The organism is Ruegeria sp. YTSA226 (genome assembly GCF_059609905.1).
On record NZ_JBXWMQ010000005.1, the window covers coordinates 268,841 to 293,087 of the forward strand.

The 24,247-nt window shown below is 54.5% G+C and carries 20 protein-coding genes and 1 pseudogene; 12 read left to right on the top strand and 9 right to left on the bottom strand.

Annotation, left to right across the window (positions count from 1 at the left end; translation table 11 throughout):
* Positions 1–13 precede the first annotated feature (13 nt).
* A complete protein-coding gene (locus AC2FFF_RS10240; protein ID WP_281974000.1) occupies positions 14–694 on the top strand; it encodes an IS6 family transposase in 681 nt (226 codons plus the stop codon).
* A 390-nt stretch (positions 695–1,084) separates the two neighbouring features.
* On the opposite strand, the gene AC2FFF_RS10245 is transcribed toward AC2FFF_RS10240, so the two are convergent.
* A complete protein-coding gene (locus tag AC2FFF_RS10245; RefSeq protein WP_281973901.1) occupies positions 1,085–2,152 on the bottom strand; it encodes a ParB/RepB/Spo0J family partition protein in 1,068 nt (355 codons plus the stop codon).
* Complete coding sequence (locus AC2FFF_RS10250; protein ID WP_142640311.1) at positions 2,145–3,530, bottom strand: AAA family ATPase; 1,386 nt, start codon at positions 3,528–3,530, stop codon at positions 2,145–2,147. The genes AC2FFF_RS10245 and AC2FFF_RS10250 overlap by 8 nt, the downstream gene beginning before the upstream one ends.
* Before the next feature lie 580 nt (positions 3,531–4,110).
* On the opposite strand from AC2FFF_RS10250, the gene AC2FFF_RS10255 reads away from it, so the two are divergent.
* The gene (locus AC2FFF_RS10255) at positions 4,111–5,370 is read left to right on the top strand and encodes a replication initiation protein (protein WP_282021706.1); all 1,260 of its coding nucleotides are present in this window, start codon (positions 4,111–4,113) and stop codon (positions 5,368–5,370) included.
* Between the two features lie 39 nt (positions 5,371–5,409).
* Here the strand turns inward: AC2FFF_RS10255 and AC2FFF_RS10260 are convergent, their stop codons facing one another.
* Together AC2FFF_RS10260 and AC2FFF_RS10265 are read right to left on the bottom strand one after the other, a co-directional pair.
* Positions 5,410–7,716, bottom strand: a complete 2,307-nt coding sequence (locus tag AC2FFF_RS10260; protein ID WP_496751219.1) for a Tex family protein — start codon at positions 7,714–7,716, stop codon at positions 5,410–5,412.
* A gap of 64 nt (positions 7,717–7,780) precedes the next feature.
* Complete coding sequence (locus AC2FFF_RS10265; RefSeq protein ID WP_271952485.1) at positions 7,781–8,803, bottom strand: Ldh family oxidoreductase; 1,023 nt, start codon at positions 8,801–8,803, stop codon at positions 7,781–7,783.
* Positions 8,804–9,185: 382 nt separating this feature from the next.
* Between AC2FFF_RS10265 and AC2FFF_RS10270 the strand changes: the two genes are divergently transcribed.
* The 9 genes from AC2FFF_RS10270 to AC2FFF_RS10310 all read left to right on the top strand — a co-directional run bounded on the left by AC2FFF_RS10270 (position 9,186) and on the right by AC2FFF_RS10310 (position 18,674).
* Complete coding sequence (locus AC2FFF_RS10270) at positions 9,186–9,806, top strand: helix-turn-helix transcriptional regulator (protein ID WP_282027158.1); 621 nt, start codon at positions 9,186–9,188, stop codon at positions 9,804–9,806.
* 210 nt (positions 9,807–10,016) lie between these two features.
* On the top strand, positions 10,017–10,643 hold the full coding sequence (locus AC2FFF_RS10275) for a hypothetical protein (RefSeq protein ID WP_142640307.1): 627 nt from the start codon (positions 10,017–10,019) through the stop codon (positions 10,641–10,643).
* 73 nt (positions 10,644–10,716) lie between these two features.
* The gene (locus AC2FFF_RS10280) at positions 10,717–11,316 is read left to right on the top strand and encodes a hypothetical protein (RefSeq protein ID WP_271952480.1); all 600 of its coding nucleotides are present in this window, start codon (positions 10,717–10,719) and stop codon (positions 11,314–11,316) included.
* 23 nt (positions 11,317–11,339) lie between these two features.
* Entirely contained in the window at positions 11,340–11,933 is a 594-nt protein-coding gene (locus AC2FFF_RS10285) for a hypothetical protein (protein ID WP_281973906.1), read from the top strand.
* 36 nt (positions 11,934–11,969) lie between these two features.
* A complete protein-coding gene (locus AC2FFF_RS10290) occupies positions 11,970–13,277 on the top strand; it encodes a hypothetical protein (RefSeq protein ID WP_281973907.1) in 1,308 nt (435 codons plus the stop codon).
* A 41-nt stretch (positions 13,278–13,318) separates the two neighbouring features.
* A complete protein-coding gene (locus AC2FFF_RS10295; RefSeq protein ID WP_271952474.1) occupies positions 13,319–13,999 on the top strand; it encodes a hypothetical protein in 681 nt (226 codons plus the stop codon).
* Between the two features lie 5 nt (positions 14,000–14,004).
* Positions 14,005–17,301 carry a hypothetical protein gene (locus AC2FFF_RS10300; RefSeq protein WP_496751217.1) on the top strand — a complete coding sequence of 1,099 codons (3,297 nt, stop codon included), beginning with the start codon at positions 14,005–14,007 and terminating at the stop codon, positions 17,299–17,301.
* Entirely contained in the window at positions 17,298–17,936 is a 639-nt protein-coding gene (locus AC2FFF_RS10305; protein ID WP_281973909.1) for a tail fiber protein, read from the top strand. Before AC2FFF_RS10300 ends, AC2FFF_RS10305 begins: the two co-directional genes overlap by 4 nt.
* Positions 17,937–17,957: 21 nt before the next feature.
* Positions 17,958–18,674 carry a glycoside hydrolase family 25 protein gene (locus AC2FFF_RS10310; protein ID WP_281973910.1) on the top strand — a complete coding sequence of 239 codons (717 nt, stop codon included), beginning with the start codon at positions 17,958–17,960 and terminating at the stop codon, positions 18,672–18,674.
* A gap of 129 nt (positions 18,675–18,803) precedes the next feature.
* Here the strand turns inward: AC2FFF_RS10310 and AC2FFF_RS10315 are convergent.
* The 5 genes and pseudogenes from AC2FFF_RS10315 to AC2FFF_RS10335 form a co-directional block, all read right to left on the bottom strand.
* Positions 18,804–19,983 (bottom strand): annotated as a pseudogene (locus tag AC2FFF_RS10315) (IS3 family transposase).
* A gap of 117 nt (positions 19,984–20,100) precedes the next feature.
* Positions 20,101–20,724 carry a class I SAM-dependent methyltransferase gene (locus AC2FFF_RS10320; RefSeq protein WP_271952711.1) on the bottom strand — a complete coding sequence of 208 codons (624 nt, stop codon included), beginning with the start codon at positions 20,722–20,724 and terminating at the stop codon, positions 20,101–20,103.
* 9 nt (positions 20,725–20,733) lie between these two features.
* Positions 20,734–21,480 (bottom strand): CDP-diacylglycerol--serine O-phosphatidyltransferase, encoded by a 747-nt coding sequence (pssA, locus tag AC2FFF_RS10325; RefSeq protein WP_281973961.1) that lies wholly within the window; start codon positions 21,478–21,480, stop codon positions 20,734–20,736.
* Positions 21,481–21,492: 12 nt separating this feature from the next.
* Positions 21,493–22,167, bottom strand: a complete 675-nt coding sequence (locus AC2FFF_RS10330) for a phosphatidylserine decarboxylase (RefSeq protein WP_142640376.1) — start codon at positions 22,165–22,167, stop codon at positions 21,493–21,495.
* Positions 22,168–22,592: 425 nt separating this feature from the next.
* Entirely contained in the window at positions 22,593–23,423 is an 831-nt protein-coding gene (locus AC2FFF_RS10335) for an IS5 family transposase (protein WP_281973962.1), read from the bottom strand.
* 198 nt (positions 23,424–23,621) lie between these two features.
* On the opposite strand from AC2FFF_RS10335, the gene AC2FFF_RS10340 reads away from it, so the two are divergent.
* The gene (locus AC2FFF_RS10340; protein ID WP_085822351.1) at positions 23,622–24,242 is read left to right on the top strand and encodes a glutathione S-transferase family protein; all 621 of its coding nucleotides are present in this window, start codon (positions 23,622–23,624) and stop codon (positions 24,240–24,242) included.
* The last annotated feature ends 5 nt before the right edge of the window (positions 24,243–24,247 follow it).

The following is a 24,247-nucleotide window of genomic DNA, read 5'->3' on the forward strand; positions in this document are numbered from 1 at the left end:
CGAAAGCCAGCTCATGATCTCCTTCAAAGGCACGCAATATCCGAAGGATGTGATCCTGTTCGCGGTCTTCTTCTACGTTCGATACGGCGTCTCCTATCGCGACTTAGAAGAAATCATGGGAGAGCGAGGTGTTTTCGTGGATCACACCACGCTGAACCGATGGGTAACGCGATATTCTGGCGCCATTGCCGAAGCAGCGCGTAGACGCAAAGTACCATGCGACTGCTCCTGGAGAATGGACGAGACATACATCAGGGTTAAGGGCGCGTGGGTCTATCTATACCGCGCCGTCGACAAACACGGAAAGACACTTGATTTCATGTTATCTGAGCGGCGCAACAAGCCAGCTGCCACTAAATTCTTTGCCCGGATGCTGGAAGTTAATGGGTTACCACGGAAGATTGTCATCGACAAAAGCGGCGCCAATACTGCGGGCCTGAAGGCCATCAACAAAATGCTCAAAGGCTTTGGATGTCCCATTCCCATCGAGATGGTCAGACGAAAATACCTCAATAACATCGTAGAACAAGATCACAGGTTCATCAAAAGGCGAACCCGTCCGATGCTAGGTTTCAAATCCTTCAATTCAGCATCAGCAACTCTAGCTGGAATCGAAACTGCGCACATGATCAGGAAAGGTCAACTCACGCCAGGAGTCTGTCCATTCAAACAATTCGCCGAACTAGCCGGTTAACACCGATGCGATCGCTCAATCAGCTCACCATGCTCAAAAGTTTGCAACAGAGCCGCGCTGGCATTGCCAAGCGACCCCCAGTTTTTTGGACTTGAGTGGCGTCAGTTTTCCAGCAGGTACGACCGACGAGTCATTCACTCGCTAAATCTGAAAGCGTCAATGGCCGAAAGTTTGCAACGGAACCACAGAGCCGACTGCCTATGGTCGTTGCAAAAGTTTGCGACACATCCCTAGCGAGCACCTCCAAAGGATCTTGAATTCACAATGATCATTTATTCCACATTTTGATCATTACCTTGACAGTAGTAGAACTCGCCTCTGCGAACCAATCCAGTCAGCTCTTTGATTTGTTTGGCGACGAGATCGATCTATCCCGGTCTCGTCAAAGGGCTAGCCCAGATGGTTGCCAATCTGGTCGATCAGTTTTTGAGCCTCATCAACTGAAATTTCCCGCCCGCGTATCCTGAGGCGGAGTTCCCCAGATGTCACCTCGGCCTGAATTGTGCCGCCTGTGGGAAGGACAACCGGTGTCAATCGTTGCACCTGCTGCGGGCGCCCGCCGCGCGATTTAGCTTTTTCCGCGTCCGGCACGCCCTTGATCGCAGCTTCAAGCAGACCCCATTCGGATTTGCAATCCAACGGGCCGGCGCCAGCCAATGCCTGACGCAATCTGGTTTGTGCCCCGTCCCGCAATGCCGATGCAAGCTTGAGCCCGGCCTTTTCTGACAACGACACGGGATGCTGCAGCAAATCCCCCAACGCTTCATGCACCATAGCAAAGCTACGGACCTTGGACCGTTTGGCTTTGGACGCTGCGGCAAAAAGCACATCGACAGCGGCCTCGGTTGAAGCAAAAACCCCCTGCCCTGCCGCCAGAACCGCGACGCGCCCGCGTTCATAAGGGCTGAGGTTTGAGCGCAACTCATTCTCTTCCACCATCGAGACGTAAGCGCCCTGCCCTGTTCCAGCCTCACGAACAAATGCAGGAATCTTGGTGAACCGAGCATCACTTTGGGACAGCCGCTTGAAGGCCTCCAGGCGCCGATAGCCCGAGATCAGGCCAAAACTGTCACCGACCCGGCTCACCTCGATTGGCGTTCTCAAGCCGTGAACGCGCAACGATTCCAACAGTTCCGCCATGGCTTCTTCGTCTTCAACCATCCGGTCACGGCGGATAAAATCCGGATCAATCTGATCCAGCGGTATTTTTTCCGCAATCAAACCGGCGGTTTGTGCATCGCGCCATCGAGCTGCATCACCTTGGTCCTGGGCCAAAGCGACCCTGTCTGTCACGGACGCCATGCCACCCAAAGTGGCGGCCTCCGCCGCAACCTGAGCTATTGGAGGTGCTGACGAGCTTGCTTCAAACGGGCTGATCGACGGTTTCGCGGCGAAACCCGCTTCAAGCTGTTCGAGCTCTGTTGTATCCGGTGCGGTCAGTCTTCTGCGTTTAGCCATCTGCTTCTCCTCCCATCTGAGCGTCGCGCCACCAGCAACCGATCAGAACCTCTTTGAATTCTGCGTAAGTCCGGTCAAATGTTTCCCGACCCCGAACATATGTGTCCCGGTTAAAATCACGGTAGTCGGCTTCGTAGATCCCATTCACCTGCTCACCAGCCTGCCCGACCAAAGCAGTATAGTCCTGCCGGTAGGCATTCATGAAATCCCCGAAATAGGCCTGAATTACGTTCGCCATGTCTGTTTGCTGACTGGCATCAAACCGGGTGATGATTGCGCGTACAACATCCCATTCGAACTTGAGCTCAGGCAAGCCAGCTGCGCGTTGTGCCGTGTTTTCACCATCCTCGATACTGGCGAAGGTCGTATAGAGCATGTCAAAGAACCGACCCGTTGAATCAAACTCCAGAAACGAAGCTCCAAGCGGAACCAGAAGGATATCTGCAGCAGCCAGTGCATTGATCGTAAGGTACCCAAGTGCAGGAGGCGTATCGAGAAAGACGATGTCATAATCGTTGAGGATACCTTCATCCTCGAGGAAATTGGTCAGGCCGTCCCACAAAGGCCAACTTCTCAGCCCCATCCTCCACACTGGGATCTGGAACTCGGCCCAGTAAAGGTTCAACTGCGCGCCTATCAGATCAATATTTGGCCAATGGGTGTTCTGAATTACATCGCCAGGGGTCGTTTTAAGCGCTTCTTGCAAGGTCTCATCCAATGGAATTTCAGGTTGACCTGCCGCATTGCGCACGCGGTTTTCCTCGTGTACCGCCCTAGCATAGTCCTTTGCGATCAAGGGGAACACAGTTTGCCATTCATCTGCAACGGACCCGCCAAGGATCGACGTCATGGATCCTTGGCTGTCGAGGTCGATTACCAGAACTTTGTACCCGTCCAAGGCGGCGGACATGGCCAGATGGGCGGCGGTCGAGGTTTTTCCAACACCGCCTTTGAAATTTGCAACGGAAACAACCTTTGCCGGAAGCCCTTCAGGCCGGTAGGGAAGATACTCCTTCGTGCTGACGCCTTCAGCCGCAAAATGCTGGCGCAAGGTCAGGACCTCTTCCAAAGTGAACCATTTTGAACCAGCTTCTCCTTCGCCTTGAGGAAGATCAGGATTTGCTTTGAGGACACGGCGGAGATGCGCAGGTGCAACCGGAATTAGGTACTTAGTTATTTCCCAGATTGAAAACCTACGTAGCCGCTTTTCCCCATCAGGGGCATAACCTCGGCGGGCAAGATCCTCACGGCCTTTGGCGCAGAATGCCGCTGCTTTCGCGAATCGAGAGGTGCCTATAGGATCAGGTAACTTCCCGGCCGCTGTTGCGGGATCAAGATTCAGATATGGCGGTAGCGGAGGTTGGTTTGATTTGTTCACTGTCGATGCCTCAGAAGATGTTCGCCTTAGCGGCGTATATTTAGGAATGTAGCGAACATTATCTTCTAAAGCTATCCTGCTATCGGAAGTTTTCCACAGTTTTTGCGCGCAAGGCTGGGTTTCGCCACGAAACTCTAGAAAAATGAGAGAGCACGCCAACAAAGAGTTTATTATTTATAGAGTCTTTAAGAGATTTAGATTAAGAATATGATAATTATAACAATAGGTTAGATCACATTAGGGACCCATTTACAGTTCCTGGGGTATCCGATTCCGGGATCAAAGGTGCCCAGATACGGGACCAAAGGAACCATTCGACAGGAACAAGGGCACCGATTCGCAGGGACGTGGATCTTCGACGCTATTAGACACTTACAAAGCCGTTTCCAGTACGTTCGATCCTGTCTGAGTCGTTCTTATGACGGGCTCGCGATGATAGGTCTGGGGATAAGTTTAGGTATATCTGTTTAGGGTACCCGTTTTCGGGATGAGCCTGATCCTGTATTTGGGCACCTAATAGAAGTTGATTGATAGGTACCTTTCATGGCAGAAATACAAAAAAGAGCAGTCGGGCAGAATCATGCCGGAAACACAAATAGACATGGATCACCTATCCGGAGCCTTGCGAAGGGAAACGGTGAAAAAGAACGTCGCCGCGATTCACATCAGCGGTAAGTTGACATTGCTTCAGCGAAAGCTGTCGAATGTCCTGCTTCTCAATGCCTATGATGCGCTGACATCTGCACAGACCCATACCATCGATGCACGAACTCTGGCGATGATGGTCGGCTATAACTCGAACGATTTTGATACCTTGCGTACAAGCCTGCGCGCCCTGGCCGAGACTGTCGCTGAATGGGACATGTTGGATGAGCAGGGGCGTCAGGAATGGGGTGTTTCCTCTCTGCTGAGTTTTGCCAAGCTCAAGAATGGTGTTTGTGAATATGCCTACTCACCGGCGCTGGCGCAGAAGCTGTATGATCCCAAAATCTATGCGCTGATCAACGTTCAGATTCAGCGCAACTTTAGTTCGGGCCACGGATTGGCACTGTATGAAAACTGCTATCGCTTTGTGCGCATCGGCTCGACCGGTTGGTGGGCCTTGGACGTGTTTCGAAAGCTCATGGGTGTAGATGGCAGCGACTATTATACCAGCTTCAAACATCTCAACGCCAAGATCATCAAGCCGGCGGTTGCCGAGGTGAACAAAAGCTCGGACATTCTGATCGAACCCGAGTTCCAAAAGAAAGGCCGGACGGTCACCAATATTCGCTTTCGGATTAAGGGAAACCCGCAAAAAGCGATGTTCGAAATTGATGACAGCGACGGTGCTCGGAATATGCAGGTGTACACGAAGCTACGTGATCAAGGGGTCTCGGATCGTTTGGCCCGACAGTGGATTTCCGAACATGGTGAAGACTACGTCGCGCAGAAACTTGATTACGTAAGGCAAAAGGGCGGAGTGAAATCCACATTGGGCTATCTGTCGGCTGCATTGCGCGATGACTATCAGCCACCTGAACCGGAACAGCCAGCGAAGCCCAGCCCCGAAGCACTGGAAGAAGCGCAGGCGAGGCAGGCCCAAGTGGCGGTTGAAGACAAAGCCTATGCCGAACGGGTAGCCGAGCGGGAGGAGCGGGCGCGGAAACTCTCGATCGTAGAAGAGCTGGTTTCGCGGCGAAACCCGACACAGAGGGACGCAGATAAAAGACTGTTTCTTGCCGGTCTAGACAACGACCTGGACCGCGAGCATTTCCGAGCGCATGCGTGGCGCTCGGGGCTGAACGCAACCGCAATCTTCGAATTCTGGCAAGAGCTAGAGCCAGACGCTTTCGACTGATCGCGGTAAGGGCAGGGGGGTGCACACCCTATTAGCAGATTATTGTTTTTTGAACGCAGATTTCAGTGCATCTGCAAGTGCCCCCTGCTGCGCATTATTTCCGTTTTTTGCGCGTTGTGATTCTTTTTGTTTTGTATGGCTTTGCCGCGATTGGTCGCTGCTTTGAAAGCGCTTTTGCCGGGTTTCAATGCCACCATCCTTGCGCATCGTCAGACCGATGCGTTTTCGCGGCGCATCCACCTCGACGACCCGTACCTTAACTACCTGGCCGGTTTTGACGACATCATGGGGATCTTTGACAAACCGATCTGCTAGTTGGCTGATATGCACCAACCCGTCCTGATGAACACCGATATCAACAAAAGCGCCGAATGCCGCGACATTGGTAACTGTGCCCTCCAGGGTCATTCCAGGTTTCAAATCGCTGATCTCTTCCACGCCATCAGCGAACGAGGCTGTTTTGAAATCTGGCCGGGGATCACGACCGGGTTTTTCAAGCTCGGAGAATATGTCCTGAACCGTGGGCAGGCCAAAACTGTCGTTAACAAACTGTTCGGCGCGCAGGCCGTTCAGGGCCCCTTCATTCCCCATGATTTGCCGAATGTCCCGCCCACATGCGGCAACAACGCGCCGGGCCACGGAATAAGCTTCGGGGTGGACCGAGGACGCATCAAGGGGCTCGGCCCCATCGCGTATCCGCAGAAAGCCTGCGCATTGTTCGAATGCGCGGGGGCCAAGGCGCGCAACCTTCAGTAGCTCTGCACGAGATTGAAAGGCACCATTCATGTCGCGGTGCAACACGATGGACTCTGCCAGCCCCGGGCCTAACCCGGACACATGCGACAGCAATGGGGCAGAAGCAGTATTCAGATCAACCCCAACGGCGTTCACAACGTCTTCGATGACAGATGCCAGTGATTGCGAAAGCTTAAATTGATCGACATCGTGCTGATATTGCCCGACCCCAATGGATTTTGGTTCGATCTTCACCAGCTCGGCCAGAGGGTCTTGCAAGCGACGGGCGATTGAAACTGCTCCGCGAAGGGAAACGTCCAGATCCGGGAACTCTCGGGCGGCCAGTTCGGATGCGGAATAGACCGATGCTCCGGCTTCCGAGACCACGACTTTGGTGGGAGGAGTGACGGTTTTGGGCAAATCTCTGAGCGTGTCGCCGACCAGCTTTTCGGTTTCGCGGCTGGCTGTTCCGTTGCCGATTGCAACAAGCTCAATGCCGTGCTGGGCGATCAGGCGCAGGATTGTGGCCTGTGCGCCTCGAAGGTCATTCTTGGGTTGGAACGGGTAAATTGTTTCAGTTGCAACCACTTTGCCAGTTGCATCGACAACCGCTGCTTTGACACCTGTTCGTATTCCAGGGTCCAGCCCCAAGGTTGGGCGGGCGCCAGCTGGCGCAGAGAAAAGTAAATCTTTGAGATTGCGAGAGAAAACAGAAATCGCCTCGTCCTGGGCACGGCTGCGGAGGTCGGCCATCAGGTCAACCATCATCGTCAGCGAGAGCTTTACCCTCCAGGTCCAACCGGCCACCTTGCGTAACCAAGTATCGGCAGTTGAATCCGTGCGGGTTAGCAGATGTGATGCGACGATCGCTTCCGCCCGAGCAGCGCCGGTCTCGGGGTCCGGCGCGATGTCCAATGTCACGATGCCCTCTTTTGACGCGCGAAGCATCGCCAAAGCCCGATGAGACGGCGTTTTGGCCCACAGCTCGGAATGGTCGAAATAGTCGCTGAATTTCGCGCCATCCTGTTGTTTGCCATCAATCACCTTCGAGGTCAGCAGCGCCTCGCGCTGCATGAAGCTGCGCAGTTCGCCTAACAGGGTGGCGTTTTCGGTTAGTCGTTCGGTGACAATGTCGCGGGCACCGTTCAGGGCATCCTTGCTGGTCGGAACAGCCTCGGACAGGTAGGATTGGGCAAGGGTATCGGGATCGACAGACCGGTCTGCAAGAATTGCGTCAGCCAGAGGTTCCAACCCGTTCTCGCGTGCGATCATTGCCTTGGTGCGCCGCTTGGGTTTGTAGGGAAGGTAGATGTCTTCCAGCTGTGCTTTGGTGTCAGCCAGCGCAATGGATTTTGCAAGATCATCTGTCAGCTTGCCTTGATCCTTGATCGAATTCAGGATGGTTGTGCGCCGGGCGTCCAATTCGCGCAGATAGGTCAGGCGTTCTGACAGGGTGCGCAGTTGGGTATCGTCCAAACCGCCTGTCGCTTCTTTGCGGTAGCGCGCAACAAAGGGCACAGTCGCGCCTTCGTCCAGCAATTTTACTGCGGCCCCTACCTGATCGGGTCGGGCGTTGATCTCGGTGGCGATGGTGCGGGCGATGCGGTCCAATGGGGCCTCCTGACAGTCGTTCGGAGAGACTTCTTAGCCAGCTGCTTTGCTGAGGGGAAGGGGGCTAAATCTGTTGGGCCAACTCTTGCAGATCGTCATAGAGGGTTTTGGCAATCTCTACATATCCGCGTTCCGTGTTACGGGCCCGGGCGGCAAACCGGCGTTGTGATGGTAGGCGCGCGCCCTGATCGGTGATGTCAGCGAACAGGCGTTCTGCCCTTGCATCGTTCGGGTCTATTCGGCCACCGCTGAAATGCCCCGGATCGAAGGCCAGAAGGATTTCACCATGATAGGGGGCGCCGCCTGAGTTGCCGGCAAACTCCATGCTTTCCAGGCTGGTCAGGTCGTCGATCAGCGGACCGGCCAAGAGTTCGATCATGATGGACAGGGCCGAACCCTTGTAGCTGCCGAAGGTCAACATCGCACCCTCCATCGCAGCCTGCGGGTCGTTGGTTGGGTTGCCGTCCTTATCGATTGCTACGCCATCGGGTAGGGGCTTGCCTGCGCGGCGATAGAGTTCGATTTCGCCACGGGCAAAGGCGCTTGTTGCGAAGTCAAAGGTGAAGGGATCCTTGCCCTGTCGCGGCCAGCTGAATGCCAGCGGGTTGGTGCCCAACGAACCGCGGGTGCCGCCGGCTGGGGCAACCCAGGAATGGCTTGGTACCATCGCCATCGCCGCAAGGCCGGCAGCAGATAGCCGCTCCACTTCGGGCCAGAGCGCAGAGAAATGAAAACAGCGATTGATGGCCATGGCTGCAATACCAAGGGTTCGGGTTTTCTCGATCAGAATTGGAAGTGCCTCATGAAATGCCAGCAGGGACATACCTCCGCGAGCATCGACCCGAACGATGGCGTTATCCGATTGGGTAATGGCTGGCGCGACATTTCCGTCAATCTTGCCTGCCTTCATGGTGTCATTGCACATGAACAGTCGGAACAGGCCGTGCGACTGGCAATCATCAATTTGACAGGTGACCAGCATATCCGCGATGGCCGCTGCATGGTCCGGCCCGTATCCGGATCCGGACAGAATGGTCAGGCTTAGGTTTCGTATCTCATCCAGTGTCAGCTTGACCGCTTCGCTCATCTGCCATGTCTCCCATTGCGTTGGCAGAAGAAGGCATAGCTTGGTCTGGCTGGCAAGGAGAACCCTTTGCAATTTGCCACTCATTTATGGTTAATGCCGTATTGGATTGGTCTAATAATGCAATATGTGAATAAGTTAACAGAAGTTCCCAGACCTTTTGTACTCAATCGAAAGTTGTGGTGGCGACTCAGCGACTCAAGTTGATTTTTCAGATCAGCAGAGGTCGCACTCTGCGTGGCGCCCTACAAAATTTTCAGAAGTTTTTTGGATGGGGAATTTTATGCATAGTCCTTATGATCGTGACCGAGTGATCTGCTTGGAGTTTACACCGCGCCTTTTGTCCGAATTTCGCAGCATAGTTGAAAGGTCTATGGGATACCGCGTGTCGAACGATGCAGAAAGCACAGGCATTTCTCGCCATGAAAAAGCAATCGTTGTACGTCAGTGCCTGAAGCGTTTTGTGCCGGCCAATGCCCCAAAACCTGCCGGGTCGCATAAGCGCCAGCACAGTTTTGCACTGATCAACCTGGGTTTGTCGACGGCGCGTGCCGAAGTATATTCGCAAGGATACAGCGACTATATTGCCTATCCATTTGTCACCAGCGAAATCCAGCACAGATTCAGTGCGGCGCGAGCATTGATGAAACAGAATGTCTCTGCCGAGTACTTTTCAAAAGATACGTTGGTCAATGCTGCTTGTAATTTCCTTTCTACCGAGCCCGAATTTACAGGCGGCATTGACGCCTTGGCGCAAGTGGTCGGGTCAAACCGGAACACCTTGTCCAAGCGGTTCAAGGAAGAGTTCGGCGTTGGCCCCATGGCTTGGTTTCGGCGCTACAGGTTGAACTATGCAGCGGCCCTGGTTCTTGAGGGGCAGCACAGCATTCAGGACATCGCCTTCAAGGTTGGCTACGAGGATGCGAATAACTTTTCGACCGCGTTCAAACGGGAATTCGACGTCTCGCCGTCAGAGTATCGGCGCTATCGCAATTCGATGAACTAAGCATCACCCAAAACACGTCCTGGATGAGCATGCTCCTGCGCGCGCGAGGCTGGCCAAAGTGTGCACCGGTTACCGCGGGCAGGGGTCTAACAGTGCAAAGATCAAAGGAAATGATGATTCCTGCAAAGATCGAATTACAGAGTTCTCAGCTAGCATTGATTCACGATTTCGTCGTTCTCGACAAGAACCGCTAATGGAAGGAATCTGAAATTGGTTACCGAAAATATTCAACTCAGATTGGTCAATCACTCGGATGATGCCAATAATTCATCGATCGTTATTTTCCAGCAAAACGTGGCCGAAGATTTCGGCGAACTCGCTATCGCGTGGAAAGTCATCAAAAACCTGGGGCGTCTGGATTATCACCCCTTCAAATACCCGCTGAAGTTTCAGGTTTCGGCCTCGGACAGCTATGGGAACTATACGCCGCAGATGACGGCCTATGACGGTCAGGCCTACGAAATGGTCAAAGACACCAGCGGGGATATCTTGCGCCTGGCCAAGACCCCGGCAACGTCGCCGAATGAGGTCGAGCTGCGCAACAACCTGACCATGGGATCGATCAACGCGAATATCTATCGCGAAGGCAAACTTCTGGCCGCCAAGACCAACCTTGCGCCGGGGCAGAAGGGCGTCTTTCAGTTCCACCCGACCATCTATATCGGCGTGGTGTCGCAGATCGAAGAGGGCCAGGTCATGGACTCGGCGATCATCAGTCAGATCAACACCGAGATCAATCTGTTCGGCATCCAAAGCGCTGATATCGTGATGTCGGGCGGCGGGCCTGGCAAAAACTCTACCCCCTTTGATTTCCAGCTGGCAAACATCAATGCGTAAACGCGCCCTGCGGCGGATTACTAGCCGCAGGATGCACACCGCTTGACGGAGCTATGGAAAGAGGAGGTGTGTCATGACCAAAACTGCCGACACAACAATCGCCCTAAAACGAAAACGGTCTGAGGGCGACGAAGACAGCGATCAGAAGGCTGCCGCTGATACCCCGACGCCGGTAAAGCCCGCGAATCCCAAAAAGCCGGATTCGAAACCCAAGGATGACGCGGACAAGAAAGACAGTTTGAAGCCCATTAAACAGGTTTGGCAATCTGGCGATTTCCATAAGACCGGGCGCAACAAGCCCCCCTATAACGGGCTTCAGATTTCGGTCCAGTACAAGGTGGACGATGCCGGGAAATTTGAGGACGTAACCGTCACCTTCACTGACTACACATATTCTAAGGACGGGGTTTCATCCAAAATTCAGGCTCTTGCGGTCAGTGATGGCTGGGTTGAAGTTCCCAAACCGGCCAAACCCAAGTCCAGCAGTGATACCAAAGCGTCAACGTCCAAGGGCGATAAGGGAAAAACAGATTTCACAGTGGTCGGCCACGTCAAAATCAGTGGCGAGCCGGATGGAAAGTTCTTGAGGTTGCGTCTGAAATCCGGCCTGGAGCCGGGGTTTCAACAGCTTGGTTTTATCATGAGGCTGTCGCCGCCGCCGTCGAGTTCATAACACAGATTCGTCAGGGTGGCGCGATGACAACCCAACTCGTATTTGAGAACCGATCATTAAACCCCAATGTGCGCAGGGTTGGCCTGTTCTGGGACTGTTTGGATCACGACCAGCACATCAGGCCATTAACCTGGCAGGTTGTTCTGCAATGCCCGTATCGCTGGTACCGAAGCTTTCAGATTGATCTGACCCTGTCGGTCAGGTTCGTCACCTGCGAGGGCAATATCTCGCCCGATGTTCTGGTGGATCGCAAAGTTGTCTGTGGCGAGGCAACGATCGAACCCCGGCGCAAAGGCGACGGGATTGACCTGACCATCACGGTTCCAAAAGGGCATCGGTTGCACAAGGTGCAGGTCGTGCGCTGCGGCTTTCCCCTGACCGAAACCCGCCTGCCTTTGCAGGGAGAATGCGTGCTCCGGGCTCCGGACCGGCTGAACTTTGCGGCCGATATGACAACGCGGCAGGGTTTTCGGATCGACCGCCGGGAAATAGGTCCGGGTGTGGCCAGTTTTGATCTGCACCAGGTCCAGGCAATGCGCGTCGCCATGTACGGCGGCACGCCGGGTCCGAATTCCGATCCGATCAATTTTGTTGGTTACGACATTCAATATTCATGACGCCCCAAGCGGGCGAAACTTTGGAGGAGTGAATTGATGGCTTACAGACGTACATCCGGAATCCTGACCAACGGCGGTGCTGATCCCAAGCTTGAAGCGGACTATATCGTTGCCGCCGCCATCGTAGGTCATTCGATCGAACAGATCCGAGCCAATGTCGATGTGCAGTTTTCAATGGAACCTTCTGACGAGATGCCCAGGTCCGACAAATGGTCCCGCGAATGGGATCAGCTTCAGCAAGCCGCCCAGAAAATCGGACAGCTGGCCGCTTTGGAAATCGACATGCAGGGTCATTCTGTTAGGGCAGGGACGGCCGTCGATCATAAAACCGGCGCTGTGATCGTTGGGGTTTATGGTTTGGCCGGGCATGAGCCTCCGACCGAGGGCGATATCCGCCACCCCGAACACCACCTCAGTGACAAGGGGCAGGTGCTATATGATGAGATCAAGCAAAGGGATCGCGACCCCGCTTATCAGTATATCGGGCTGGGGGCCTATACCGGGTTTGTCGATAACGGAAATGTCGAAGGCGACACCGATCCGGTCGGTCCGATGCCAAGCGCGCGGTTCCATATCCCTGATCTGGATGCGGGCGATCATGACGACAATATTTTCGAGGGATGGTACCCTCGGTGGTTGCCGCCCGAGGATTCTGCCCTGTGGAACCCGCGCGTTCGTCGCAATACCCATGACCATGACTGCGTTGGTTGGGGCATCATTGGCGGCGATCTGGCGCAGGATGCTCCGAAGGAAGGGGAACCCGATCACGGGGCGACAAACCGGTCGGACCAGATCACCAATATTATGCGCTTTGATCAGGGTATGAATTTCGTCGATGAAAGCGGGGACGAAGGCGTTAAGGGCTATACCCACGGTATGATCCAGGCGATCTACAAGGCCTATCATCTGGGCCCGCATTGCACGCCTTATGAAATTACGGTTGGTGACTGTACCACCAAGCTGGCCTCGTGTTTTGGCTGTACGATGTTCATGACCGCCAATGGCTATCCGCCCACCTCGACCCATCTGGGGCGCGCCGAAAGCTGGGTGCCACTTTACGAGCCCTACAAGCCGTCGACCTCACCTAAAGCCGAGCGGATCGTGATCAACGACCTGAACGTCAGCTTTGCTGCCTATTGCGACAAGGTTCTGCGTACTGGGATGCGCGCGCTGAGCGTCGACAATATCGCGGATGCCTATGACCACTGCCCGGCTGCGCTGGAGCATGTTCTGGGCGGGCATTATTCTGCGGATAACCGGGTTGCGGTCTCTCTGTTTCTGGATGCCCTGACTGTTCATGACCGCGAGCTGAGCCGCGTCCGTCGCGTATTGGGTTTGGACTAAGTCACCAACAGCCCGAATTAACATATCGGAGGAGAAGACACATGGCCTTTCAGGTTTATGCACTCGTACATACCCGCTCTGGTCGGTTTCTGATGTTTCGTCGACCTATCCTGACCTTTTTCCAGCGCGGAAATGGGGGGCAAATTTTCCCCGAAGGTCAGAAACTGCATGGCGGCGGGCGCTATGCTCTGCCATACGCTCAGGTTGATCCTGAAATCGCGATTGAGCTTTGGGAGGATGATAATTTCATTGCCGAAGCCGGCCAGCAAATTCTGATTGATTGTTGCGGTGCGCTGATCGAGTTCCTTCCCCCAGAAGCGGCAGACAAGGGGCCTGTGTCAATCGAGGGCGAGCATGAGATATTGCTCGCCCCGGCGACCGAAGTCGTGACCCGTTTCGATGAAGATGGCACGCGATCCGCAGTTTATTTCGCCGAAGTGTCCGACGCGGATCTGGACCGCATTCGCGACTATATGGTTGAGGTGTTGGCCGAGGCTCGCGCGGCGATGTTGGCCGTGATTCAGGACAACCTGTATGAATACACCGAGATCGAGGCATTCTTTCCGCACGCGCCTTTTGACAATATCCATACCGGTGTTGATGTCTGGCAACTGGATATCGAGCGTCTGGAAATCAGTGGCCTGAAATCCAGCAAGCTGACTAAGGGTTCACTGCAGGCGATCAGCGAGCTTGAGGTCGTGTTGGCGGTGGAAGACGCTTAACGGGCATGACCAGCCAGGACCCCAAACTCATTTGGATGGATGCGCCGTTCGAGGATCTGCGTAACCAGTTGGTGGCCAATTTCGAAACCCATCCGCATGGTGCCGATCCCCCGGAATTCGTGACCGTCCAGTTCTTTTTCACCAAGACACCGGGCAAGGCAGTGCGCGGCCCTGTTCTGAGGTACAAGGAAAGAACGCCGCTGAATGTGCTGTTCGAAACCGGTGAGCGGTTGACCGGTACCCTGACCTGGCAAAGCGGATTGAGTACGCCGTTGTCTCAGCAGGTCCTTGGGGCTTTGGCTCTGCAAGAACCCGAGACCGGTCGTGTCTGGCGCTTTCAGGGTTTTATGTCTGAATTTGGCAAGCCAAGCCATATTCCATCGCCCGATTCCGGAGCAGGGGGCGGGGCCGATGATGGTGGGAACTCTGGCACCGGGCAAAACGGTTCAGGTGGACATGACGGGCATGACCCAGATCAGCCAAACCACACTCACGGCGGTGATGGTGATAATCCATTTAGCGATGACCCGGATTCTGACGGGCTGAGCCCGGTCACTCAGGGCGCTAACCTGCGCTGGGATGAGCTGTTCCCCTTCATCTATATGAAACATTGGCCGTCGATAGCGCCGGGCGCGCTGGATGCGGGTTTCATGGAGGTTCCGCAAAAGATCCTGGCGAACAGCGTGTTCCTGCAAAGCCTTGTTTCAAAATCCGGGGACAGGTCAGGGCAGGAGGCTTTGGCGGTTACTTACGTGGATCCAAGCTCGAACACCGACAATACACCAGGTGGGAATAGTTCGCCCCATCCGGCATCGGATGCGGGGCAATCCGGCAAGGCTCAGCCTGCGGCCGAACCGGGCAAACCCAAAGGGTTCATCTCCTCGATTGAAACGCTTGGCCCGCCATTCAGTTCTTACCCTGAACTGTGGCCGGCTCTGAGAGAGCTGCCGGAATTTTCGCTGGCCCAGATCACAGATCTGATCAAGGCCCGTCTGGGCGGATGGGCAGCATTCAAGGTTCTGGCAAATGCACCGGATGCGCAAAAGGAACTGGCCCGCATCTGGGAAAGCATCGTTGCGCTGAACCTTTTGGCTGGCTGGCAAAAAGACGAACTTGCAGTTCTGATTCAGGTGTTGACTACCCATCACGTTCTGACCCGTGCGCTGGCTGCAACCGAAGGAGGGCAGGCCAGCTTGATGACCGATCCGGTCACCGGACAACAGATCAAAGCTTGGATGCATGCGACGCTGGTTTTGCCTGGCTCCATATTCGAGCCGAAAAAACCTGCGCCGGTTGCAGCAAAGGATACAGATCATCAGATCCCTCTGAAATTGACAAAGCCCGGCTGGGTGCGCGCCTATTCATACGGGCTTGCCCGTTCGATCCGGTATCAGCCGCTTGGGTATGAATTGGGCGACGTGCAGCGTATCGAAAATGTCCTGCGCGGTGAAATGCGCGAGACGCGAAACCGGAGATTGCAGCGCCGCGAAAGCCATGAGGCACATTCCGATGTGACCACCAAAATTGCCCGGCGGGACGAGGATACCTCGGTTTCGGACCTGATCAATCAGGTGCAAAAGACGTTGGCCGACCATGTCTCGACCACGCATGTCAACTCTTACGACACCCAGTACGGAATGCCGACAGATGGCAATAAGATGAGTGTTACTGGGAATTGGTGGGTGCAAGAGCAGCCAGCCGGAGGCTTCGCGAAAAACGACCTGAAATTTGCCCGCGACATCGTCGAGAAAACGGTGCGAAACCTGTCACGCGAAATGCGCCATACGCGCGAGTTATCCGAAGTTGAAGAAACCGAATACTCGGATGTGACGCGCTTTGACAATCGGCGGAACGGCACGGATATCCGCGGCATCTATCGTTGGGTGAACAGAAGCTTTCGCTTGCGCACGAAAAGTCTGGGCGAGGTTTTGATTTTTGAGATCATGGTCCCCAGCCCGGGTGAGAATCTTGTCCGGCATATTCGCCGGTCCTGGCAGCTTGATCTGCGCCCACCGAAATCTCCAGGCGAGTTTGGGATAAGCGGATTTCAGGATTTGACCGATGAGACTGGCAAGACAGACGATGGCAAGATATTTTATCTCGATGCGTTTCAGGAATTTGGCGTGGAAGAGACCCGTATGGCCCCGCCATTCAAGCTTGTGGTCAGCCAAACGGTGCAAAGCCATACGCCAGTGGCCGAAGGCGCCGTCCTGATCCCCAGAGGCTTTGAGCCCATCAAAGCAACAGCAACGGTGATGAGTGTCGGAACTCCCGCAGAAACCCATGTCATCGTGGGCTCGGTCGCCCTGCAACCGCAGCAAGCGGGGGACAAATCCGCCCCGCCCGGTTCAAACGGCCATGCGGACAAGTCACCGCAGCCACTGCGCCTGCCTGTCAGCCAAGCCTCGGGCGCGCAGGTGCTGAGCGCCCAGCTGGATAAAGGGTTCGGAACCGGAACCTCTCCGGCGGATGAAGGCCATCCGCTTGGGTTCACCATTCTGTGCAGCCTCAAGCAAACCGCAGCCACACAATCGTCCGAGCCCAACTCTCCGCCGGATATGCCGGTTCCCGATCCTGCACCAATGCATTTGCAAACCGAATTGACCGGTTTCTTTGCGGCAACTCTTGAAGTGACGTGCCAACGGTCGGCGCAGACTTATTCCGATTGGCAATTCGAAACCTATAGGCTGATCAAGGAAGCGTATGCGCGGCAGCTAGAGAGTTACCGTCGCAAACTGGAACAACAGGTGGCTGCGATTGAGGCTCAGAACCCTGCGTTCCTGAACAAGGCGATGACGACGGAAATCCTGTCCGCGGCCCAGGAGCAAATCTTGACCCTCAGCGGGTCCGAGAAGGATGCCGTGGCCCCGGATTATGCCAAGCCGCGTATCAGGCACTATTTGCAACAAACGGTCGGGTGGTCCGACATCGCCACATTCATGGATATCGAGGACGAAGTCAGCGATCTGACAGGCGACCCCGCGGATCTTGCCCTGCGCGAGACCGTACCCGACCTGCGGTTCCGGGATTTTCTGCGCGCTGACCGTGTGCGCATTCTGGCGCCGGTCGACAGAAAGCACGCGCGCAGTTTCCTGTATTTCCTGCGCACCGGCCGGATCTGGCCGGATGCAGATCATCTTGCCCCTTGCCTGCCCGAAGACGCCGAAATTGTGGCCCGGATTAAATCGGAACATACACAAGACGATGAAGGCAATGCGCAATCCTGGACGGTTCAGGTGCCCACGCATATGTGCATGCTGAGTGCGGATAGTGATCTGCCAGGTCAGACGGATTCAGAATGAGACCGCCAGGCTTTCCGACCCCGCCCCGACCAAACGCCCCCGGCGGACCGCTTGAACCACAACAAGGCTGGGGCCCGTCTCCGGGCCGGGTATTGGGAATGCCGGTTGGCGCGGTGATCGCTTTTTCCGGGGAGCTTCTGGGACAATCCAAAAAGCTGGCGGGCGGGACCACTGATCTGCAACATTATGGCTGGAAGGTTTGCGACGGCTCACCTCTGTTGATTTCCGCTTATCCGGAATTGTTTGCCGCCATCGGATATCTGTTTGGTAAAGGCAAGGACGGAGAGTTTCGACTGCCTGATTACCAGGGCTATTTTCTGCGCGGCGTCGACCCCGGCGGGAAAGTCGATAAGGATCAGGACCAGAGGTACCGAACCGACAAAAAGAACCAGAAATATGACAGGGTAGGGTCGCTGCAACTGTCTGCGCTCCAGCAACACCAACATGTGCTGGAACAAAGCGACAGCACGGTATCAAACGGAGTGTTAGGCCCGGAACCGGTTATCGCCCCCACACCCCAATCCAATTCGGGCAACGTCGTTAAAGGGTCGGCCCTGACCAGCGAGACCGAGACCCGCGCAATCAACATCTCGGTCTATTGGCTTATCAAATGTCGGTCGGATGCGGTGTTATGACAGATAGAAAAGGCCGATCTGATGGCATGTAGGCTGGGCAAAATTGTAAGGTCGTTTCGCAAACCATCAGGACAGATTCTCAAGGCGGCGCCAGATAAGGCGCAGGCAAAAGGAATAGATGTCAGTGATCATCAGCGGGATATCAACTGGCCGCAAGTCGCAGCCTCGGGTGTTTCTTTTGCGCTGATAAAGGCGACCGAAAGCGTCAGCATCAAGGATACCTATTTTCAGCCAAATGTACTGGGCGCGAATGAGGTGGGTATCCTGTGCGGCGCCTATCACCTGCTTCACGTCAGCCACCCGGCCAAGCCACAGGTCACGAATTTTGTCGATGCAGTGCAGGCTGTTCTTTCGAAAGGCCCGGTTGGAAAATCCGGCCTTCTGCACCTGCCATTTACACTCGATCTTGAAGGCGTCCCGACGGCACAGGGGGCCGCCTATCGAAGCCTCGCGCTGGAATGGCTTACCAGCGTTCAGAGGGCTTTCGGAACGGTGCCGATGGTATATGCCAATCTGAACACCTGGGAGACCGAGCTGACCTCGGGTTTCGGGAACTACCCGGTCTGGCTGGCAGAATACGCAGCCAGACCCGCACCCAATGCGCCGCAATGGGAGTTTTGGCAGCATTCTACGAACGAGCGAGTGTCCGGTATTGCCCCAGAGGTTGATTTGGACGTGTATTGCGGATCGGTTCAGCAACTGAAGGCGCAGTACGGGGTGCAAAGTCGAAACTTATAATTGTCACAGTTCGATTCACCAAAATGTTCAGTTGCTAACTTGGGAATACCCAAAAAACGGTAGTGCAACTCCGCAAAGAATTTGAGTGATCCCGTTGAGCAGCCTCATCTGACTGGTTCAATTTGATTGTTAGTGCATCATTGGCCTGTGATCCATTGAGATGATGGTTTCGGGAGCTGACGGGCGGCAGCCCAGTGCACTGTGGGGACGTTTTGTGTTGTAGTGTTTCCTCCATTGTTCGATCAGGATTTGAGCTTCGCGCAAGCTGTAGAAGATCTCACCGTTGAGCAGCTCATCCCTGAACCGGCCATTGAAGCTTTCACAATATCCGTTCTCCCACGGGCTCCCAGGTTCGATGTAAGCCGTCTTGGCGCCAACGGCGGCGATCCAGTCTCGGACCGCCTGGGCGACAAATTCCGGCCCATTGTCAGAACGTATGAAACTGGGCGCGCCGCGAAGTATGAGCAGGTCTGTCAGAACGTCGATTACATCGGTCGAGTTCAGTTTCCGCTCGACCCTGATTGCCAAGCATTCCCGGCTGTACTCATCAAGGATGTTCAGCGTCCGGAAGGCTTTGCCGTCGTCGGTTCGACAATGAACGAAGTCATACGACCAAACATGGTTGCGATACTCTGGCCGTAGCCGAACGCATGAGCCGTCATTTAGCCAGAGCCGTCCTTTCTTCGGTTGCTTTATTGGCACTTTCAGCCCCTCTCGTCGCCAAAGCCGTTCAATTCGCCCATCGCTGACAGACCATCCAGCCTCTCTCAGCAGCGCTGCGATCCTGCGATAGCCATATCGGCCGTACTGTCGGGTCAACTCGATCATGTCGGCCACCAGTCGGCCTTCGTCTGCGCGACCTTGTGGGGCGCGCCGTTGCGTGGACCGGTGTTGCCCCAGAACGCGACAGGCGCGTCTCTCGGAAACGTTCAGCTGGTTGCGTACATGATTAATACAAGCACGACGGCGAGCGGGGCTCAGTAGGGCTTCGCGTTCAGGGCTACAAACCATCCACGGGATGGTTTGCTAACCGCCCTTCATCCTTTGTGGCTTCCGTCAGGATCAGTTTGTCCAGCGTCAGATCTGAAACTGCGCGCCTCAGCCGCTCGTTCTCTTTCTGAAGCCGTTTCAGTTCCTTCAATTGATCAACACCCATTCCGCCGTACTTCTTCCGCCAGCGGTAATAGGTTTGCTCAACAACTCCGATCTGTCTGATCGCATCAAGACGGGACATGCCTTGACCCATCAGAACTTCAACTTGCCGTAACTTCGAGACAATCTCTTCCGGCTTCGGTCTCTTGTTTGCCATTCTAGGTCCTCCGTTTCCTAAACATAAAGGGGGACCAGTTCAGTTGGGGAGGCTCAAGAAAAGCTGGTGTTTCTCAGTTTCCTGTTTGCAGCCGTACCCAGTTCTTTTACCGAACAGTTACGTGACAACTGATTTTTTCAGTACCAAAAATGTCATCATCCCCAGAGGTGGAAGGGTTCTTTGCTCCTCTACGGCAAGCGCATCCTCTTGCAGCACTGTTTCAATATCGAAATCAGAATGCCAGCCAATCGTATTTGCGACCGGAGCAATCGCGCGTTCCAAGGATGCGAGCAACCCCCGCTTTCGTTGGAAATGGTTGGTAATCACTACTTTTCCACCCGGTTTACAGACCCGCGCTATTTCCGCCATTACCCTTTCCGGTTCCGGTACGACGGATAGCACGTGCATTGCCGCAACCGTATCGAAATAGTTGTCGGGAAAATAAAGCGTGCGGGCATCCATTTGCCTCAGCTCGGCAACATGGTCCAGCGATAGATCTTTTGCTTTGTCGCGCGCCTTTTGCAGCATGTCCTCACTGAAATCGATTCCGGTCACTTGCGTTTCGGGCCCGTAATGTTCCAGCGAAAGTCCGGTGCCGACGCCAACCTCCAGAACTTTGCCTGGACGTCTATTGATAAAATCAACCGCCTGCTGCCGCCCGACATTGGTAACTGCCCCAAACGTCTTGTCGTAGATGGGGGCCCAGCGAGCATAGGAAGTTTGAACGGCTTTGATGTCCATATCGAGTCCTTAACGGTTAGAAGGTATTCCCCTGTCGAGCCACGCCCAGGCGACCGTACCCACATATCCGAAACAAAGCACAATCAACGTAGCCCAGGCGAAAGTCAGCAATGCGGCCCCCGCAACAGCGACACCGATGAGAAAAAACTTTGCGTTCTCGCGCGAGATTCGCGTCGTCTTGAATGACCAGGTCGGTATTTGGCTGATAAGCAGAAGACCTATGATCACCATATAAAGGCAAATCAATATACTGGGCAGCAAAGGGGCTTCGGCGAAGGCGAAGGACAGATACATTGGCAACATGACAAGCAGCGCCCCTGCAGGGGCGGGGACTCCCTCGAAATAGGCCCCATCTTGATCGCAGGTTTCGGATTTGCCGCCCACATTGAACCGGGCAAGTCGCATGACGCAGCACACCGCAAAAAACAGAACCGCAATCCAAGCCGCACTGCGTATATCCTGCAAGGCCCAGAAATAAAGAACGAGCGGTGGGGCGACCCCGAAGTTCAAGAAATCTGCAAGTGAGTCCAGTTCGGCCCCCAGTTTGCTGTCACTGCTGAGAAGGCGCGCAATACGGCCATCCAGCCCATCCAGCACACAGGCGGCAATTATCAACTGGACAGCGAGCACGTAATTGCCCTGAACGCCAAATCTGATTGCCGACAGGCCCGCGCATATGGCCGTTATGGTCAACGCATTGGGCAACAAGTGGATCAGCGCAAACTCGGTCTCTTCCTGTTTGGATGGTTTTGCCACTGATCCAGTTACCTACTTTTCTTCAAGGGTGGGCAAACTGGCAAGGACGGTTTCGCCCGCAATCATCGTTTGCCCTACACGCACTTGTAGGACCACGCCATCAGGAAGATAAACATCCAGCCGAGACCCGAAGCGGATCAATCCAAATCGTTCGCCAGTTTGCATCGCTGCGCCTGGCTTCACGAAGCAGACGATCCGTCTGGCCACGAGGCCGGCAATCTGGACAACAGCCAGATCCTGACCGTTTTTCATACGAATGCGCAGGCTGTTGCGCTCATTATCAGCACTGGCCTTGTCCAGGGATGCGTTGAAAAACTTGCCGGGGCGATATGCAACAGCGGTAATCTCACCTTCAATTGGCGTGCGGTTCACATGACAGTTGAAGACACTCATGAACACACTGACACGGGTGAGAGGCGTGTTAGGCATCCCAAGCTCGTTCGGCGGCACCGCCGCTTCGATCAGCGAAACCACCCCGTCCGCTGGGCTGACGATCAACCCTTCTCCAGTGGGTGGCACGCGTTCCGGGTCGCGAAAGAAATAGTAGCACCAGATCGTGAGGCCGACACCAATCCAGCCCAGAACGTTAGACAGTAGAAACAGACCGACCGTAATGGCGGCAAAGATCGCGACAAACCGAATACCTTCCGGGTGCATCGGTTTGATGAACGTATCGCGCATGCGCATCGCAATCTTTCCCCTAGGTCAACTGATTGAACTTCATAAGTGGATTGGTAGGGAAGGCAAGTGGGACTATTGCGGTGGGCAAAGATTGATGGCGGGGTGTTACAATTTTATGGGTTCTACTGACAGCTTTTTTGATGCCCAGGTATCGGCGGTTGGACTAGGCGCCAGATTTCCGTTGTGGCATTCCACGACCGAGTTGCATGGATCAGGTTTGAGACGAATTTGCCCCATACCCCATCACGTTAGAAGACGCGTTCGTACTCCGCACGATTGAGAGATGTCATGCGGTTGAGCGCTTTTGATGCAATTTTCGCTTCAGCTATTTGCCGGTCGAGATCACACGCTTGCAGGCGATCGCCGATAACTTGTTTCCATCTGCCGATCTAGGCTACAACCCCTGATCGCTGGTTGTCTCCCGTCTCACTTTACCAGTTCATTCTGCCATGTTCAGCGATGGTATCGATGTGTTGATTGCGCCGTGCATTCTCGCCGCGAACCGCGTTTTTAGGTGGGGGTATAATGATCTCAATCCTGGATCCGAACTTGTCCAACAGACAGTCTGCAACACATTGGCCGTCATATGCTCCATCCGCCAGAAAGCGGTTCACATCAACATCCATGTCAGCTAGCAAATCTGGCAGTGCCGTTTCATTGCCCACGTGTTCGGTGGTCAATTCCGTTGCAGCGATATCACCGGTTTCCGGGCCAAGCCTGATGTGGAGCTTGCGCCATGTTTTGCGCGCCTCCCTGATGCCGTGTTTTTCTCCATGCCAGCCCTTGTCGCCACGCACTTTCAGGCCTGTGCTGTCCACAATGAGGGTGATTGGCTTATTTGCGTCTCGCCGGTTTTGGACAATCTTCATCCGCTTACCGTGTCGCGACAAGGTCGAGAAGTCCGGTACTACGAGGTCAATGCCCATCAGCCTGGCAATCGACCGCATGAAACTCTGAGTTTGTCTGAGCGGAAGTCGAAACACGACCCGCAGAGTGAGTCTGATCTCGATTGCCAGATCTGAATAAAGCGATTGACCGCCGCGTGTCTTGCGGCGTGGCGAAGCCCAGTTCTTCACAACATCATCAGAAACCCAGATCGTCACATCACCTCGACGCCGGAGACTTTCGTCGTATTCCGAGCAGTTCGTAACACGATACGTAGCCTTGGGAAACTTGTTGCGACGGGCATTGTTGAATTTGTAGGGATGTATCGCCGCTTGCGTCAGAGTGAGCGGCGGCGATATCGCGGCTCGGCGATCCATGCAACAACATCATTTTGCGGGACTTTATTGTTATTCATTAGGACGACACAAATGACCGCTTCGAAGGAAGCTGGCATCAAATCCAGACGCTGCTAAACTTATCATCGTAACAACCTTGTTATCGCAACGACCAAAATACATCTTGCCCAAGATACCTACCTACTAGTAGATAGGTGTCAGTTCACAAGGAGTGACGACATGAAAATCTATGATACTGAGGGATTCCCAAACCCCGCACGTGTGCGCATTGCGCTTGCTGAAAAAGGCGCAACAGACCAGGTCCAATTCGTTCCGGTTGACGTGATGGGTGGCGAACATCGCACCGAGGCCTTTAAAGCCAAGAACCCTGATGCCGTTGTGCCCTGCCTTGAGTTGGCGGACGGTACACATATTTCGCAGTGCAATGCGATTACAGAATATATCGACAACCATTTCGAAGGCCCGTCGCTGACCGGAGAGACACCAAAACAACGTGCGCAAATTTCGATGATGAACCTGCGTGCAGAAAATGGTCTGCTGAATGCTGTGGGAACCTACTTTCACCATGCCACACCAGGCCTTGGTCCAGACCTTGAGACCTATCAATGTGCTGAATGGGGCAACAAGCAAAAGCAAGTTGCTGGTCAGACAATGGCTTACTTGGATGAAGTTCTGGCTGACAATGAATATCTGGCTGGTTCTGAGTTTTCGGTTGCTGATATCACAGCGTTTGCCGGTCTTGCCTTTGCGGACTTTGCCAAGGTCGACATTCCAGAGACACTCTCCAATCTGACGGCATGGCGTGCAAAGGTCTCGGCACGGCCCAGCATCGCAGGTTAAGGACG